This is a genomic window from Aquirufa sp. A-Brett2-W8 (genome assembly GCF_054558755.1).
On record NZ_JBPXKS010000003.1, the window covers coordinates 217,492 to 232,103 of the forward strand.

At 38.8% G+C, this 14,612-nt stretch carries 14 protein-coding genes; 9 read left to right on the forward strand and 5 right to left on the reverse strand.

All coding sequences use genetic code 11. The annotated features are described in order from the left end of the window. Position 1 precedes the first annotated feature (1 nt). Together ACST13_RS02855 and ACST13_RS02860 are read left to right on the forward strand one after the other, a co-directional pair. The gene (locus tag ACST13_RS02855) at positions 2 to 1,213 is read left to right on the forward strand and encodes a hypothetical protein (protein ID WP_459521712.1); all 1,212 of its coding nucleotides are present in this window, start codon (positions 2 to 4) and stop codon (positions 1,211 to 1,213) included. Positions 1,214 to 1,366: 153 nt separating this feature from the next. After that, positions 1,367 to 3,193: a DEAD/DEAH box helicase gene (locus ACST13_RS02860; RefSeq protein ID WP_459521713.1), complete on the forward strand. Its 1,827-nt coding sequence runs from the start codon at positions 1,367 to 1,369 to the stop codon at positions 3,191 to 3,193. Positions 3,194 to 3,224: 31 nt separating this feature from the next. Here the strand turns inward: ACST13_RS02860 and ACST13_RS02865 are convergent, their stop codons facing one another. Then, on the reverse strand, positions 3,225 to 3,593 hold the full coding sequence (locus ACST13_RS02865; protein WP_459521714.1) for a hypothetical protein: 369 nt from the start codon (positions 3,591 to 3,593) through the stop codon (positions 3,225 to 3,227). Continuing rightward, positions 3,593 to 3,979, reverse strand: coding sequence for a Co2+/Mg2+ efflux protein ApaG (gene apaG, locus ACST13_RS02870; protein ID WP_459521715.1), 387 nt, complete (start codon positions 3,977 to 3,979; stop codon positions 3,593 to 3,595). Before apaG ends, ACST13_RS02865 begins: the two co-directional genes overlap by 1 nt. Positions 3,980 to 3,994: 15 nt before the next feature. Between apaG and ACST13_RS02875 the strand changes: the two genes are divergently transcribed. Further along, complete coding sequence (locus ACST13_RS02875; RefSeq protein WP_459521716.1) at positions 3,995 to 4,684, forward strand: uracil-DNA glycosylase; 690 nt, start codon at positions 3,995 to 3,997, stop codon at positions 4,682 to 4,684. Positions 4,685 to 4,785: 101 nt separating this feature from the next. Here ACST13_RS02875 and ACST13_RS02880 read toward each other — a convergent pair whose 3' ends face one another. Next, a complete protein-coding gene (locus ACST13_RS02880) occupies positions 4,786 to 5,082 on the reverse strand; it encodes a DUF4286 family protein (protein WP_459521717.1) in 297 nt (98 codons plus the stop codon). After that, positions 5,079 to 8,021: an FAD-binding and (Fe-S)-binding domain-containing protein gene (locus tag ACST13_RS02885; protein ID WP_459521718.1), complete on the reverse strand. Its 2,943-nt coding sequence runs from the start codon at positions 8,019 to 8,021 to the stop codon at positions 5,079 to 5,081. Before ACST13_RS02885 ends, ACST13_RS02880 begins: the two co-directional genes overlap by 4 nt. 137 nt (positions 8,022 to 8,158) lie before the next feature. Here ACST13_RS02885 and ACST13_RS02890 point away from each other — a divergent pair, with 137 nt between their 5' ends. Next, positions 8,159 to 9,394, forward strand: a complete 1,236-nt coding sequence (locus ACST13_RS02890; RefSeq protein ID WP_459521719.1) for an ABC transporter permease — start codon at positions 8,159 to 8,161, stop codon at positions 9,392 to 9,394. 110 nt (positions 9,395 to 9,504) lie between these two features. On the opposite strand, the gene mdh is transcribed toward ACST13_RS02890, so the two are convergent. Then, positions 9,505 to 10,440, reverse strand: a complete 936-nt coding sequence (gene mdh / locus ACST13_RS02895) for a malate dehydrogenase (protein WP_459521720.1) — start codon at positions 10,438 to 10,440, stop codon at positions 9,505 to 9,507. 97 nt (positions 10,441 to 10,537) lie between these two features. On the opposite strand from mdh, the gene ACST13_RS02900 reads away from it, so the two are divergent. The 5 genes from ACST13_RS02900 (at position 10,538) to ruvA (ending at position 14,605) form a co-directional block, all read left to right on the forward strand. Further along, complete coding sequence (locus ACST13_RS02900) at positions 10,538 to 10,957, forward strand: YkvA family protein (RefSeq protein ID WP_459521721.1); 420 nt, start codon at positions 10,538 to 10,540, stop codon at positions 10,955 to 10,957. A gap of 61 nt (positions 10,958 to 11,018) precedes the next feature. Beyond that, positions 11,019 to 11,222, forward strand: coding sequence for a Sec-independent protein translocase subunit TatA/TatB (locus ACST13_RS02905; protein ID WP_315857617.1), 204 nt, complete (start codon positions 11,019 to 11,021; stop codon positions 11,220 to 11,222). Positions 11,223 to 11,299: 77 nt separating this feature from the next. Next, positions 11,300 to 12,715 (forward strand): Asp-tRNA(Asn)/Glu-tRNA(Gln) amidotransferase subunit GatA, encoded by a 1,416-nt coding sequence (gatA, locus tag ACST13_RS02910; protein WP_459521722.1) that lies wholly within the window; start codon positions 11,300 to 11,302, stop codon positions 12,713 to 12,715. Beyond that, positions 12,705 to 14,015: a lytic transglycosylase domain-containing protein gene (locus ACST13_RS02915; RefSeq protein WP_459521723.1), complete on the forward strand. Its 1,311-nt coding sequence runs from the start codon at positions 12,705 to 12,707 to the stop codon at positions 14,013 to 14,015. Before gatA ends, ACST13_RS02915 begins: the two co-directional genes overlap by 11 nt. 2 nt (positions 14,016 to 14,017) lie before the next feature. Next, complete coding sequence (ruvA, locus tag ACST13_RS02920; RefSeq protein WP_459521724.1) at positions 14,018 to 14,605, forward strand: Holliday junction branch migration protein RuvA; 588 nt, start codon at positions 14,018 to 14,020, stop codon at positions 14,603 to 14,605. The last annotated feature ends 7 nt before the right edge of the window (positions 14,606 to 14,612 follow it).

The following is a 14,612-nucleotide window of genomic DNA, read 5'->3' on the forward strand; positions in this document are numbered from 1 at the left end:
TATGAGCCAGGTTTTTGCACTAGTTACACCCGAAGAAAAAGCGTTTTTTGCTAAGCGTTTAGCTGATCTCTGTACAGAGAAGCAGGAAAAGGTGATAGAATTGATTCCTGCCTTTGAGGCCGTAGTTTTAGGTAGTGTGCTGAAATTATTTCGGAATAGAATCCGTTTTAATGCCCTCTATAATTTTATGTTAGCTAAATCAGCTCCACAAGAGGATGTAGCTAAATTAGTAAGTTCGGGAAATGGGATGCCAGATTACGAACTGATGTACCGCTACGGTGAAGGAATGATGGGTATTTTGTTGCCTGATAAAAAAAGTGCGATAGCTACCTTATTAGGTGGTCAATTAGGGGCCAAAAGTTCAACGATTATTAAAGGATTAACCTTGAGTTTTGCCTTTTATGGGTATCGTTTGAAAGAGTTTGATTATGATGCCTTGCGTGATTTCAAATCTTTTGGTGATTATTATCAACCCATTAAAAATGATTTTTATGCTTTAGCTCCTGCTAAGATTCAGGTGGCTTTAATCGATGTTTTAGTCTTAAAAGATGTCTTTAAAGGAGACTCCACTATAAATGATGAGCCTTATTCTCCTTCTGAAGATAATACGGTACGAAATTACAAGGTAATAGCTGGTGTAGTGTTTGGTATTTTAATTATCGCTATTGGCTTGTTTTTTGGCTTACGTAAAGAGGAGGTAATTGAGGATAAAGAGGAAACAGACCAAATCATCCCTATTGATAGTTTAACTAAACTGAATGATAGTTTAACGAAAGCGGTATTAGATTCAGCTAAGACAAGGAATGATTCTCTTGTTACCCTGGTTTGGCCAGATGGAAAACCTTTCGAAGTTCCTAAGGAGTCAATTGTGGTTGCTTTTCATGCCTATGCCTCAGATTCAACGGTTACGACACCCTTAGATCTACTATGTACGGAACTTGATTTTAGTGATAAAACCGAATTATTATCTTCTCCTAAGACGTATTTGTTCAAGCGTATCGTCGATGGGATGAATAAATTTAAAGAGGTAGATGTTCAGATTCAAGTGGCTTCTGAAAAAGGTGTTGTTATGGCAAAAGAGCATGCCTATGTAGTGAAGAATCGACTAGTAGGTGAGGGCCTAAATCCCAAAAGAATTACCATCGCAACGCTACCTAATTCCTTGAATAATCAAATCATTTTCAGCTTTAAAAAGCGTTCTTCATTAAAATAGTACAATTTCATTGGTTTCTAATTTAATAAGCGGTACTTTTGTGCTTTGTTTATTAAATACATCCGCAGGAACTCTCTTTTTTCCTTTTTTTAAAGGCTATCGGCAGGAGTTAAATTACGGATGTGTTCGGGCATCGTAATTAAAATATATCAAATGAGTGAAAAAATTCGCTTCGATTCCCTTCCATTGTCGGAAGGAATCCTAGAAGCAGTAAAAGAAATGGGCTTTGAGTTTGCTTCTCCCATCCAATCAGAAGCAATTCCTTTCGTGATGGAAGGTCGTGATGTCATCGGACAAGCACAGACAGGTACTGGTAAAACAGCTGCCTTCGGTATACCGATGATTGAGCATATAGTTCCTTTTGAGAAGTATGTTCAAGCAATCATCTTATGTCCTACGCGTGAATTAGCGGTTCAAGTTTCTGAGGAAATGAAGAAGTTGTCTAAATTTACTAAAGGGGTTTGGGTGACGACGGTTTACGGTGGAGATTCTATCGATCGTCAAATTAAGTCCTTGAAAGCAGGGGCTAACATCGTAGTAGGTACTCCTGGTCGTGTAATCGACTTAATCGAGCGTCGAGCATTGAAATTAAATCAAGCATCGATGGTCGTTTTAGATGAGGCAGATGAGATGTTAGATATGGGTTTCCGTGATGATATCGAAAGCATTTTGGAAGAAATTCCAAATGAGCGTCAGACAGTATTGTTCTCAGCAACGATGTCTAAGCCGATTATGGCTTTGACTAATCGTTATTTGACCAATCCCCAGTTAGTGAAGGTGGTTAAAAACGAAATCACGAATGTTAACATCGAGCAATTATACTATGATGTGAAAGGGCGTGCAAAAATGGAGGTGACTACGCGTCTAATCGATTTTTATTCGTTGAAATTAGTGTTGATTTTCTGTAATCAAAAGAAGAGAGTGGATGAAGTGGTGGAAGAATTGGTATTGCGTGGTTATGCAGCAGAAGGATTACACGGTGATTTGCGTCAATCTCAACGTACCCAGGTGATGAATCGTTTCCGTTCTGGAAATGTGAGTTTCTTAGTGGCGACAGATGTGGCTGCACGTGGTTTAGACGTAGATAATTTAGATGCCGTAATCAATTACGATATTCCTTTAGATGAAGAATATTATGTACACCGTATCGGTCGTACAGGTCGTGCAGGTAAATCTGGAAAGGCTTTTACTTTAGTGGTAGGTGCTGAGCGCAATCGCTTGCGTGAAATTATGAACTACACGAAAGTAAAGATCGATAAAGGAGTTATACCTACTTTCTCTGACGTAGTGGGAGTGAAGAAGGGGATGTTTATTGATCGGGTAGGTGCTACAATCGCTGAAGGTGGTTTAGAGTTATTCGATGATGCATTGCCTAATTTCCAACATGCTGGTTTCACTGTGGAGCAAGTAGTGGCTGCGTTAGTGAAGATGAATATGGGTGTCGTGAAGAACGAATTCGGTGATGAAAATCTCGAAGGCGATATGGAACGTAGCTCACGCAAATATGGTCGTGATGAACGCGGCGGTAGTGGCGGTGGTCGCTTCGAAAGAGGCGGTGGCGGTGATCGTTGGGGCGGTGGAGATCGTGGCGGAGATCGTCGCGGTGCTGGTCGCTTCGATAAAGGTGGTGACCGTGGTGGTGATCGCGGTGGTCGCTTCGAAAGAGGTGGTGACCGTAATTCAGCTCCTCGTGGTCCACGTGTAGATCGTGAAGGCAAGCCTTACAAGTCAGATGAAAACATGGTACGTTTAGTGGTTAACATTGGATTTAATGAGAAGATCTCTCCTTCGAATATCGTAGGAGCCTTCGCAGGAGAATCAGGAATTCCAGGAAATGTATTAGGTCAGATTCAAATCGAGAACAAACATACTTTTGTGGATGTTCCGAAAGAATATGCTAACGTCGTGATTGAAAAAATGGGCGGTGCTCAAATCAAAGGCAAGCGAGTGAATGTCGAAATAGCGAAAGCAGAAAAATAGTTAAAAGGGGCTCACATGAGCCCCTTTTTTATTACATCTTTCGTAAATAAAAGTTTTGCTTTGGGCAGATAGGTTTGAAAAAAACCAAACCTACTGTATATAAATCCACGGTTTGAATCACCTTTGGATGCGATTTTAAGGCATTCCAAAAATCTTCCTTTTCGTAAGGATTTCTCAGCAGAAGGAGTGTATTTTCATCGACTTTGGCAGGATCATTCTTTTCCTCCATTTCCTCTATCGAATAAGCTGGATAACGCAATTTAAGTGCCTCAATTAATTCTAGGTAAGATAGCTGACCGTTTAAATAGGGATTCAAAAGTTCGACATACAACGCAAAAATGGATGGAGAATGCAAACCATGCGCCGTTTGTGACTTAAAATAAAACTGCAGTCGGTTCATTAATTTAAGTGAAAAGCGGGGATAAGTTCAAAAGCAGGGATTTCCACTTTAAAAGTAGCCTGATTCTCTAGATTAAGGAATACATAATATCCACTCATTTTTCCGATGGAAGAGATTAAAGGGCAACCGGACGTATAGGTGAATGAATTACCTACTTCTATGATGGGTTGCTGCCCTACGACCCCCAACCCATTGACAGTTTCTTTAGAACCGATACCGTCTACGATCTCCCAAAAACGACTAACTAATTGTCCTGGTTGATTACTCAAATTTTTGATTGTAATTTGGTAGGAGAAAAAGTGCTTATATGGCGGATTCAATTCAAACTCTGGTAGATGTGTGGTGTCTACTGTAACTAAGAACCCGTTATCAACTGCTTCTGTCATCTTTTTAATAGTATAATGAGTAATATCAATGTAAAAATAGCGGATTCTTTGAATAATGATTGGGAAAAGCTGTTGTATTCATCTTTTTCAGCTATTTATTTTCAAGAATTAGGACAGTTTCTTGAAACTGAAATTGCCACGTACGTGATCTTTCCTCCGACTAAGCTCATTTTCTCCGCCTTCCAACATAGTTCTTTTCAAAAAACTAAAGTGGTGATTATCGGGCAAGATCCTTTCCATGGAGAAGGGCAGGCTCAGGGTTTATCATTTTCGGTTCCTCCCAATTTTCCATTGCCTCCGTCACTTAGGAATATCTATAAAGAATTATATAATGACCTGAAAGTGATTCGAATGAATGGCGATTTAAGCCCCTGGGCTAATCAAGGTATTTTATTATTAAATACGGTCTTGACGGTTCGTTCAGGTGAACCCGGATCTCATGCGAAAAGAGGCTGGGAGAAGTTTACAGAAGAGGTAATCAGTCAACTAAGTCAAGAAAAAGAATCTGTCGTATTTGTTTTGTGGGGTGCATATGCCCAAAAATTAGCCAAACACATTGATTCTCAGAAGCATTTAATTATTCAAGCAGCGCATCCGTCTCCTTTATCGGCAAATAGAGGGGGATTCTTTGGGACGAAACCCTTTTCTAAGATCAATCAATACCTAATCGAAACGGGGCAAGAGGCGATAGATTGGGCAAGGTAGTCCGAAGGTAAATAGTCCGAAGTCCGTAGGGAAATTAATCTCCAATCTTTACTATATTTATCATTTAACTCTTTTCCTCCGGACTCTTTTCCTCCGGACTTCTACATTCTCTTCAGCTGACTTGGAAAAAAGACAAACTGATTCGCAAATTCTTTTTGGAAAAATCCGGATACAATTCCTTCGATAAATTCTTGGTGTGAGTCTTTCATTTCAGGCAACCAACATTGCAAAGAATAGCCTTTTGAGTCTGGCTCTTGGTGTGAAGTGATTTCGAAAAGATAGATTTGACTTACGAAGTCTTGCTTCTCGATTTCAGGCATTAGGACTGTTTTTAATGCTCGCAATGCGGAATCAGTGATACTTGGTTCGAAAAATAAAGAAATATTATACTGTATCATTTTAGGGCGTTATAAAGTATTTCTGCCGTATGGAATCCTGTTTGTTCGATTCCATCTTTGATTTGATGTCGACAGGAGGTCCCATTGCTAGCGATGATGCTTTTAATAGGCTTGTTAAGCAATCGTGGAAATAAGACAAGGTTCGCGATTTGTTGCGATAATTTGTAATGTTTCTTCTCATAGCCAAAAGATCCGGCCATACCACAGCATCCTGTAGGCAATAATTCCACCTCATATTGATCAGGAATACTTAGAGCAATACGGGTGGCGGTTAATCCAGCAATGGATTTTTGATGACAATGGCCATGCAAGAGAATCTTCTGCTGTTTACCGTGGAAGGCGCTTTTTGAAATTTTACCTACCTTAAATTCACGTGCTATAAATTCATCGATTAATAGGCAATTGGGCTTTAATATTTCAGCGTGCTCTCTTTTTTCCGAGTCGACTAAAGCTGGTATTTCATCTCGAAAAGTTAATAGGGCACTAGGTTCGATTCCGATAAGTGGATGTTCTAGTGAAATCAAAGGGTATAATTTATCGACATTGGCATTGGCTAATGCTTTCGCTTCTACCAGCATACCTTTGGAAATATAACTTCTACCTGAAATGATTCCGCTAGGAATGGCGACACCGTAGCCTAATTTGTTTAAGAGCTTTATCGTCTTTTGGCCTAAAGGAACTTCGTTATGATTCGTAAATTCATCTGCAAAAAGGTAAACAAAGCCGTTTTTGAAGTTATTTTGGGGATTTTTTTTGGAATAACGATGAAACCAGGTTTCTAAACTAGTGAATTGAACAGGCGGTAGACTTCTTTCAAAGGAGAAGCCCATGGCATATTTAATTATCGAAGCAGTGACTGGAAATTCCACTATAAAGTTATACAAAGGCGCCACATAGCTCGCATAGCGTTGCAGAGTAGGGAAGTGCCCGATTAGTTTTGTGCGAATCGGAACTCCATTTTGCAAATAAGATTGTTGTAAAGTTTCTGCCTTTAACTTTCCCATATCCACGCCTGAAGGACATTCGGTTTGGCAACCTTTACAGGATAAGCATAAATCAAGGATTTCGTGCAGGGCAGGGTTTGTAAATGTTTCTTCTTTCGGTGAGTTCAATAATTGCCTTAGCATATTAGCGCGGGCTCTAGTAGAATCCTTTTCCTGCAAGGTTGCCATATAACTAGGGCACATGGTTCCTCCACTTAGAGCTGTTTTTTTGCAATCCCCCGATCCTGAACATTTTTCTGCTAACCCTAATGGATTTTTCCAAATACCATAATCGAAGAAATAGGTCGGCTCAGTTTTACTCGAATCGCTAATTCGTAGGGCGGTATCCATCGCCAGAGTATCCGTTATTTTCCCTTTATTGAATAGGTTATGTGGGTCAAATAACTGCTTTATTTCTTTGAATAAGGCATAAACTTCTTGTCCCATCAAATGAGGAATAAACTCACCCCGTAAACGACCATCTCCGTGTTCGCCACTTAAGGAGCCATTGTATTTCTTCAGTATTTCAACCGTCTCAGTCAATAATGTTCTAAAAAGCTTAATTCCTTCCGCACTTTTTAAATTAATAAATGGCTCAATGTGTAATTCGCCGGCACCGGCATGTGCATAATAGGCTGCCTTAGTTTGGTGCTTTTCTAATAATTGCTGTATTTCTGCGATATAGGCAGGTAAATCTAACGGGTTTACGGCACAATCTTCAATCAAGTTCACGGGTTGCGTGTCGCCCTCAAGATTCCGAATTAGACCTAATCCCGCTTTTCTGATGTCCCAACCTTTATTAATATCAGGTCCCCACAACGTAGGGTAGGCGTATCCCATTTTTTGTTTTTTACACGCTTGAATCAGCGTGAAAACCTTTTTTTCTAGATCTTGCTGGTCATCACCTCGTAATTCAACCAGTAGAATGGCCGCCGGTTTACCCTCAATAAAACCCCGGTCTTTTTCGAAATTCGGATGACCTTCTGTGAAAGATAGAATATAGTCATCCACTAACTCTGATGCAAGAATGGGGTGTTTTAAAGCTTCAATGTTTACCAGCAATGATTCTTGCAAACTAGTGCAATGAATACAAATTAGGGCTACTTCTGATTGAGGAAGGTCAAGGAGGTTTAATTTCATCGAATGCACAACAGCCAAAGTACCTTCTGAACCTGCGATTAATTTGGACAAATTAAATGGTTCCCCGTTTTCCGAAAAAGGCTGCATGTCTACAAGCGCATCTAAGGCATAACCGGTATTTCGTCTCGTAATCGATTTTTTAGGGAATTTCTCCTTTATCAGCGTCTGAATCTCTGGATTATTCAACATGCGATGAATTTCTCGGTAGATTTTTCCTTCTAAATTTTGAAGCGTCGTCTTATGATAAAATTCTTCGCGACTTAGGGGATGGGTATGAATTTCTGTGCCGTCAGCTAAAAATGCGCGAGTTTCTAAGATATGATCTCGTACATTTCCCCACACAATACTGTGTAAACCACAACTATTATTCCCTAGCATTCCTCCTAAAAGTGCCCGGTTTGCAGTGGAAGTTTCTGGGCCAAAAAATAAATCAGCCGATGCGAGATGTTTATTTAAATCATCCCGAACTATTCCAGGTTCTATCCAAACACTTTTTTCTTTTCTGTTTAATGAAATAACTTTTCCTAAAGCAGACGAAATTTCCATCACAATTCCATCGCCCACCACTTGCCCTGCTAAGGAAGTACCAGCACCCCTGGGAATTAAACTTGTCTTAGTTTGTGCTGCAAACAGAATGAGTCTTTTGATATCTTTCGAAGTGGCCGGTATAGCTACTGCAGCTGGTTTTACTTCATAAACAGAGGCATCTGTAGCATATATACGTTTAGCAATTTGCGAGGATTGGCTCTCGTCAAAAAACAATTGACCTTCAAAATGGTCTTTCAACAAACGTACTTCGTAATTGCTCCAGCTCATAATTCCTAAAGGAAAAGTGAAATTACAAAATCCAATCTTACCTTCATATTACCATTCAAAGTTTATACGCTCTGTTCATAAAAAGGTAACGTATTTCTAGGGATTAATTTTCTAAATTTGAATTCTAGCAAATCCCTATGAAGTTTTTAATACAAGTTTACGAGAGTTTAATTTTTGCCTACCAGGCATTGCGTTCGAATATTTTAAGAACCACCTTGTCATTATTGGGCGTGAGTGTTGGGATTTTCGCCATCGTTGCCGTATTTACTGCGGTCGATTCCTTGAATAAGAACATTCGTTCAGAGATTGATTCCTTTGCCGGGTCGGGTGTATTGTATGTGGGTAAATGGCCTTGGATCATGCAAAACAATTATCCCTGGTGGAAATACTTGAATCGTCCGGAGATGAAATATACGGAGTTTCAATTCTTGAAGGATAATTTAAAATCAGCTAAAGCCATTGCCATTATTGATAATGGCCGGTCAGCGTCTGCTGCTCGGGGTAGTTCAAGTATGGACGTAAACATGACGGGAGCAAGTTATGATTACAATCAAATCACGAGTGTTCCGGTACAATTTGGTCGTTATTTTCTACCTATTGAGTCAGAAAACGCCTTGAATGTGGTTATCATTGGTTCCAAAGTTTCTGAAAATCTTCAAGCCGTTGTCGGTGATCAAATTAAATTAAATGGAATTAAATTTCAGGTCATTGGAATAATTGAGAAAAAGGGGAATGATATGTTGGGATTTGGAGGAACACCAGATGAAAAAGTTTTTATTCCTTACTCCACCTTCTCTGCTGTATTTCAAAAAGATAGACCTTCTCCTGACATCGCTATTAAGGCTTTAGATGATGATTTAGGTCAGGAGAATTTGGAAGGCGAAGTGACTGGTTTGCTACGTTCCTTGCGTTCTATCAAACCCAAGCAAGAAAGTAGTTTTTCAGTTAATAGATTAGATGGTTTGAATCAATTTTTTGACGGAATTTTCGCAGCTCTTAATGTAGCAGGAGCCTTGATTGCTGGTTTCTCCTTATTGGTAGGCGGTTTTGGAATAGCTAATATCATGTTCGTATCGGTCAAAGAACGGACCAACATTATTGGTATACAAAAATCGCTAGGAGCGAAAAATTATTTTATTCTTTTTCAATTCCTTTTTGAGGCAATATTCTTAAGCTTAATAGGAGGAATAGTGGGCATTGGATTAGTCGTCTTACTCACCCTAATACCGCAAGATGCCTTACCATTAATATTATCCATGAAAAACATCGTGACTGGTTTATTTATTTCCAGCTTTATTGGAATTCTTTCTGGTATTATACCTGCTTGGGTGGCGGCTAAAATGGACCCAGTACTCGCCATTCGATCTAAATAAAGAATATAAATATGACACTGTCTACTGATTACTGACTACTGTATACTGAAATATTGACATAAAAAAGCATTTCCTAAATGAATAGGAGAGGCTTTTTTTTACAGTTTTACTTATAGAGATAATGTCTCTAAAACTGCGTTCATATTACGAACGGCATCAGCTGATTTATTGAAAGCAGTCTGCTCGTCTGCAGTTAATTTATAGTCTACGATTTTCTCCCAACCATTCTTGCCTAATACGACAGGAACTCCAAGGCAGATATCTTTTTGGCCATATTCTCCTTCTAAAGGAACACAGCAAGCCATAATTTTCTTCTCATCACGAACAATTGCTTCTACTAAAGCAGCTCCTGCAGCACCCGGTGCATACCAAGCAGAGGTTCCTAATAATCCTGTCAATGTCGCACCACCCACCATGGTGTCAGCTACTACTTTATCTAAAGTGGAATCATCTAAGAATTGAGCTACAGGAACTCCATTATAAGTAGCTAATCGCTTTAAAGGAATCATCGTCGTATCCCCATGACCACCGATAACTGTTCCTGAGATATCATTGATAGACACGTCCATTGCTTTCGCTAAATAGCATTTGAAGCGAGCCGAATCTAACGTACCACCCATACCAATAATGCGGTGCTTATCTAGTCCTGCAATAGAGTTTGTTAAATAAGTCATCGTATCCATCGGGTTAGAGATGATCACGATAATCGGATTTTTTGAATATTTTAAAATATTTTCTACTACACTTTTTACGATACCCGCATTAACACCGATTAACTCTTCACGCGTCATACCGGGCTTACGTGGAAGTCCTGAAGTAATCACAACAACATCCGAGTTAGCTGTCTTAGTATAATCATTAGTCGACCCGATTAAGGTAGTATCAAAGCCTAATAGACTGGCTGTTTGATACATATCTAATGTTTTACCTTCTGCTATACCTTCTTTGATATCTAATAAAACTAATTCATCTGCTAATTCTTTTCTAGCAATGTTGTCAGCACAAGTTGCTCCTACAGCACCCGCTCCTACTACTGTGATTTTCATTATAATAATTTTTGGTTCAACTGATTCAAAAAACGATACAAAAATACGACAAATCCTTAAATGATTTCATTATATTTAAGCATTAATATAAATAATTATGTCACCTTCAGGGAGCTGGGTTAAACGTATTGTTGATTCCCGATTTTTTAAAGAAGCATTGGAAAGGAGTGAGTTACTTTTTTCTGAAAATAAGTTAGGCCTGTTAACACTATTAAAAGGTGCCTTAAAAAAGGTACAAGAAACGGCTGCTACTAGTGAATTAACAGTGGTTAAGTTATTGAACCGGTATATAATTCTTTTCAGTGCATTGATTAAGGCGTATGTGCAGGGAAATTATACGAAATTACCTTTGATTACGTTAGTTAAAATTACGGCGGTTTTACTCTACTTTGTGATGCCCTTTGACTTCATTCCAGACTTTTTACCTCTTGTAGGTTTTGCAGATGATTTAGCGATTGTAGTTTGGGTAGGAAAAGCGATTAAAGAGGAGCTGGATGAGTTTGAAAAACATCTTTAAATACACGATTAATTAACCTTTTTTAAATATATTTACGAAAATTTAGACAAAACACGATATGATGAATGCTAGCATATTATTATTTTTAAATAGCCTTGGTGGTGGCGAAATGCTGCTTATTGGTTTATTGATTTTATTATTTTTTGGAGGTAAAAAACTTCCAGAATTAATGAAAGGCCTGGGTAAAGGTATTCGCGAGTTTCAAAATGCGAAAAATGATGTAAAAGATCAGATCAACAAAGAGTTAGACGATACGAAAGAATAAGTCACTCTATTATCTTATATCTGCATAGTTGAAGAAATTCAACTATGCTTTTGTGTTTTTAAAGATTCCCTTTTTTAATGAGTTATACGAGTCAACCCTATGTGAAGATCAGGGAGAAATTGTTAGCGGGTGAGCTTTCGGTTTCTACTATTGTTCAAAGCAATTTAAATCAAATTCATTCCCATAATAAAGCATTGAATGCTTTTTTAGAGGTGTACGAAGATGAGGCAAAGGCGATGGCATTGGTCGTGGATGCTAAATTAAAAGCGGGTACAGCAGGACGATTAGCCGGTTTGGTAGTGGGAATCAAGGATTTATTATGCTATCAAGGACATGGGTCTCAGGCAGGGAGTAAGATTTTAAATACCTTCAAATCCACCTTTTCAGCTACAGCAGTTCAGCGTTTATTGGACGAAGATGCGATTATTATTGGTCGCCAAAACTGTGATGAATTTGGGATGGGGAGCACGAATGAGAATTCTGCTTTTGGTCCTGTTTTAAACTTTGCTAATCAGGCTTATGTGGCTGGGGGAAGTTCGGGAGGATCAGCGGTAGCTGTTCAAGCGGGTATGTGCCAGGTCTCTTTAGGCACAGATACAGGTGGTTCTATTCGGATGCCAGCTTCTTTTTGTGGTGTTATTGGTTTAAAACCGACCTATGGTTTGGTTTCTCGTTGGGGATTAATTGCCTATGCGTCTTCATTTGATACGATCGGGCCCATAGCAAATTATGTCTCGGATGCTCGATTAGTGATGGATATTATTAAAGGGGATGATGGGCAGGATAGTACTTTAGTTGCTCAAATTCCCGCACCTACATCTGATAAAAAGCGTATTGCTTATATCAAGGAAGTGGTGGAACATCCTAGTTTACAACCAGAGATTAAAGCGGCATTTGAAAAGAAGGTAGCTCAATTAATTAGTTTAGGTTATACGGTAGAGGGAGTTGCTTTTCCCTATATAGATCAATTATTGCCTACTTATTATGTATTAACTACGGCTGAATCGAGTTCAAACTTGGCCCGATTTGATGGGGTGAAATTTGGTCATCGCACCTTTAATCCGGTTGATTTGATGCAATTATACAAGCGATCCCGTAGGGAAGGTTTTGGTGAAGAAGTGAAGAGACGTATCATGTTAGGGACTTTCGTTCTTAGTGCAGATTATTACGATGCCTACTATACTAAAGCCCAAAAAGTACGACGCTTAATACAAGATAAAACGGTAGCAATTTTATCAGATTATGATTTTATCGTTTCTCCCACCACGTCTTCGACTGCTTATCGATTAGGCGAAAAGACCTTAGATCCTATTCAGATGTACCTGGGGGACCTTTTTACTGTTCAGGCGAATGTGGCGGGTATTCCAGGACTATCCATACCGATGGGAGAGGATTCTAACGGATTACCCATGGGTTTTCAATTAATGACCTATCCTTTTCAAGAGGATAAAATGTTAGATTTAGGCGAAAGACTAACAAATGATGAGAAATAGACTTGTTTTTCTTTTCTGTTTATTTATTACCCAAGTTTCCTTTGCTCAGGTTACTGGAGCTTATATGCCTGCATATGATTTCAAACAGATTGATTCTTTATCTAAAATCGAGCAAGGAGGGCCTCCTGCGTTCTCTATTGACCCTGGTTTAATTCAAGATCGTTTACTAAAGTTGGAAAATGTCATTCCGCTGAACTACAATATTATTACACATCAGTTTGTGGAAATCTTCGCATTTCGAAAAGCGAGTTTTACGCAAAGAATGCTAGAGAAAAAAGATATATATTTTCCATTATATGAAAAGTACCTAGAGAAATATGGTCTTCCTGATGAATTAAAGTATTTATCGCTCATTGAGTCGGGACTAGAAAATAAGGCTATTTCAAATAAAGGAGCTGGTGGATTATGGCAATTTATGCCCAATACGGCTAGGGGTGATTTTGGGATGAGGGTAGACCAATATATTGATGAACGCTTTGATGCGGAAAGAGCCACAGACGCTGCTTGTCAATATTTTAAACGTCTTTACAAAACTTTCGGAGATTGGCATTTAGCCTTAGCTGCATATAATACAGGTCCTGCTAATGTAAAAAGAGCCATGCGCCGCTGTGGTGGGGCAAATGATTTTTGGGGTATTTATGCGTGTTTACCTGCGCAAACAAAGGCTTATGTTCCTCAATTCATTGCGATGACTTATATGATGAATTATCATTGGGATCATTCCATTCAACCAGAAAATTGGATAATTGATATACCCAAGGATAGTATTTTGGTTAGTGGCTATTTGAATTTAAATACCTTATCTCGTTTAACGGGTTTTTCTTTAGATACACTAAGACGATTAAATCCGCATATTATTTCACATTTCCTGCCTAAAAATTCACAACAAGTTAAAGTACATTTACCCTCGAACCGTTTCCCTTATTTTGAGCAAAATAGAGCACAAATCATGGATTCTGCTCGGGCAGATTTATCTGCTCCAGAAAGAATGGAAGATGATACCTTAGAAACGGAGGAGCCAGTACCTGTTGCTAAGCGATATACGTATCGAGTAAAAGGAGGGGATAATTTATCAACCGTTTCTCGTAGATTAGGTTTAAGTGTGATGGAACTTAAGCGCTTGAATCGGATAAAAGGTTCCCATTTGAGAAAGGGTCAAGTTTTGACTTATTTTAAATTAGTCAAGACAAAACAACGCATAACGAAGAAAACGAATAAACGCTCTTACGTAAAAAGTAAACGAAAAGTTAAGCATAAAAAGAAAAAAAGTAAATCAAAAAAACGCCGTAAACGCAGGTAATTATGATAGCTTATTTGAAAGGAAAATTAGCCCACAAAGATCGTGCGCATGTTATAATTGATGTGAATGGAGTGGGTTATGAGGTGAAAATTTCACTTCAGACCTATGCCTCTTTAGCAGATGGGGAAGAAAGTTGCAAGCTGTTTACCCATTTACAAGTGAAAGAGGATTCTCATACTTTGGTTGGTTTCCATTCGATGGATGAAAAACTATTATTTCTAGACTTGATTTCCGTTTCTGGTATAGGACTAAGTACGGCGTTAGTCATGTTGTCGTCTTTTTCTTCTAATGAAATTCGTTCAGCAATTATGAACGAAAATATTGCTTTGATACAATCAATTAAAGGTATTGGCTCTAAATCTGCCCAACGGGTTATTTTAGAATTGAAAGATAAGTGCAAGAAAGATGCCTTATTTGTAGAGGCAGGAATAGCCTCCCATGATTCGAATTTTGGTCATAAGCAAGAAGCTTTAGCTGCTTTAGTTACGCTGGGTATTCCGCGTATGGCTGCCGAAAAGAGTTTGGAAAGTATCCTCAAATCTAATCCGGATGCGTCTGTAGAAAATTTAATCAAATTAGCCTTGAGATAGTTGAGTA

What these genes read in the sequence shown, in the direction of transcription:
- ruvA (WP_459521724.1), top strand. Translation starts at nt 14,018, where the DNA reads ATGATAGCTTATTTGAAAGGAAAATTAGCCCACAAAGATCGTGCGCAT.
- ACST13_RS02900 (WP_459521721.1), top strand. Translation starts at nt 10,538, where the DNA reads ATGTCACCTTCAGGGAGCTGGGTTAAACGTATTGTTGATTCCCGATTT.
- gatA (WP_459521722.1), top strand. Translation starts at nt 11,300, where the DNA reads ATGAGTTATACGAGTCAACCCTATGTGAAGATCAGGGAGAAATTGTTA.
- ACST13_RS02890 (WP_459521719.1), top strand. Translation starts at nt 8,159, where the DNA reads ATGAAGTTTTTAATACAAGTTTACGAGAGTTTAATTTTTGCCTACCAG.
- ACST13_RS02855 (WP_459521712.1), top strand. Translation starts at nt 2, where the DNA reads ATGAGCCAGGTTTTTGCACTAGTTACACCCGAAGAAAAAGCGTTTTTT.
- ACST13_RS02865 (WP_459521714.1), bottom strand. Translation starts at nt 3,593, where the DNA reads ATGAACCGACTGCAGTTTTATTTTAAGTCACAAACGGCGCATGGTTTG.
- mdh (WP_459521720.1), bottom strand. Translation starts at nt 10,440, where the DNA reads ATGAAAATCACAGTAGTAGGAGCGGGTGCTGTAGGAGCAACTTGTGCT.
- ACST13_RS02905 (WP_315857617.1), top strand. Translation starts at nt 11,019, where the DNA reads ATGAATGCTAGCATATTATTATTTTTAAATAGCCTTGGTGGTGGCGAA.
- ACST13_RS02875 (WP_459521716.1), top strand. Translation starts at nt 3,995, where the DNA reads ATGAGTAATATCAATGTAAAAATAGCGGATTCTTTGAATAATGATTGG.
- ACST13_RS02885 (WP_459521718.1), bottom strand. Translation starts at nt 8,021, where the DNA reads ATGAGCTGGAGCAATTACGAAGTACGTTTGTTGAAAGACCATTTTGAA.
- apaG (WP_459521715.1), bottom strand. Translation starts at nt 3,979, where the DNA reads ATGACAGAAGCAGTTGATAACGGGTTCTTAGTTACAGTAGACACCACA.
- ACST13_RS02915 (WP_459521723.1), top strand. Translation starts at nt 12,705, where the DNA reads ATGAGAAATAGACTTGTTTTTCTTTTCTGTTTATTTATTACCCAAGTT.
- ACST13_RS02880 (WP_459521717.1), bottom strand. Translation starts at nt 5,082, where the DNA reads ATGATACAGTATAATATTTCTTTATTTTTCGAACCAAGTATCACTGAT.
- ACST13_RS02860 (WP_459521713.1), top strand. Translation starts at nt 1,367, where the DNA reads ATGAGTGAAAAAATTCGCTTCGATTCCCTTCCATTGTCGGAAGGAATC.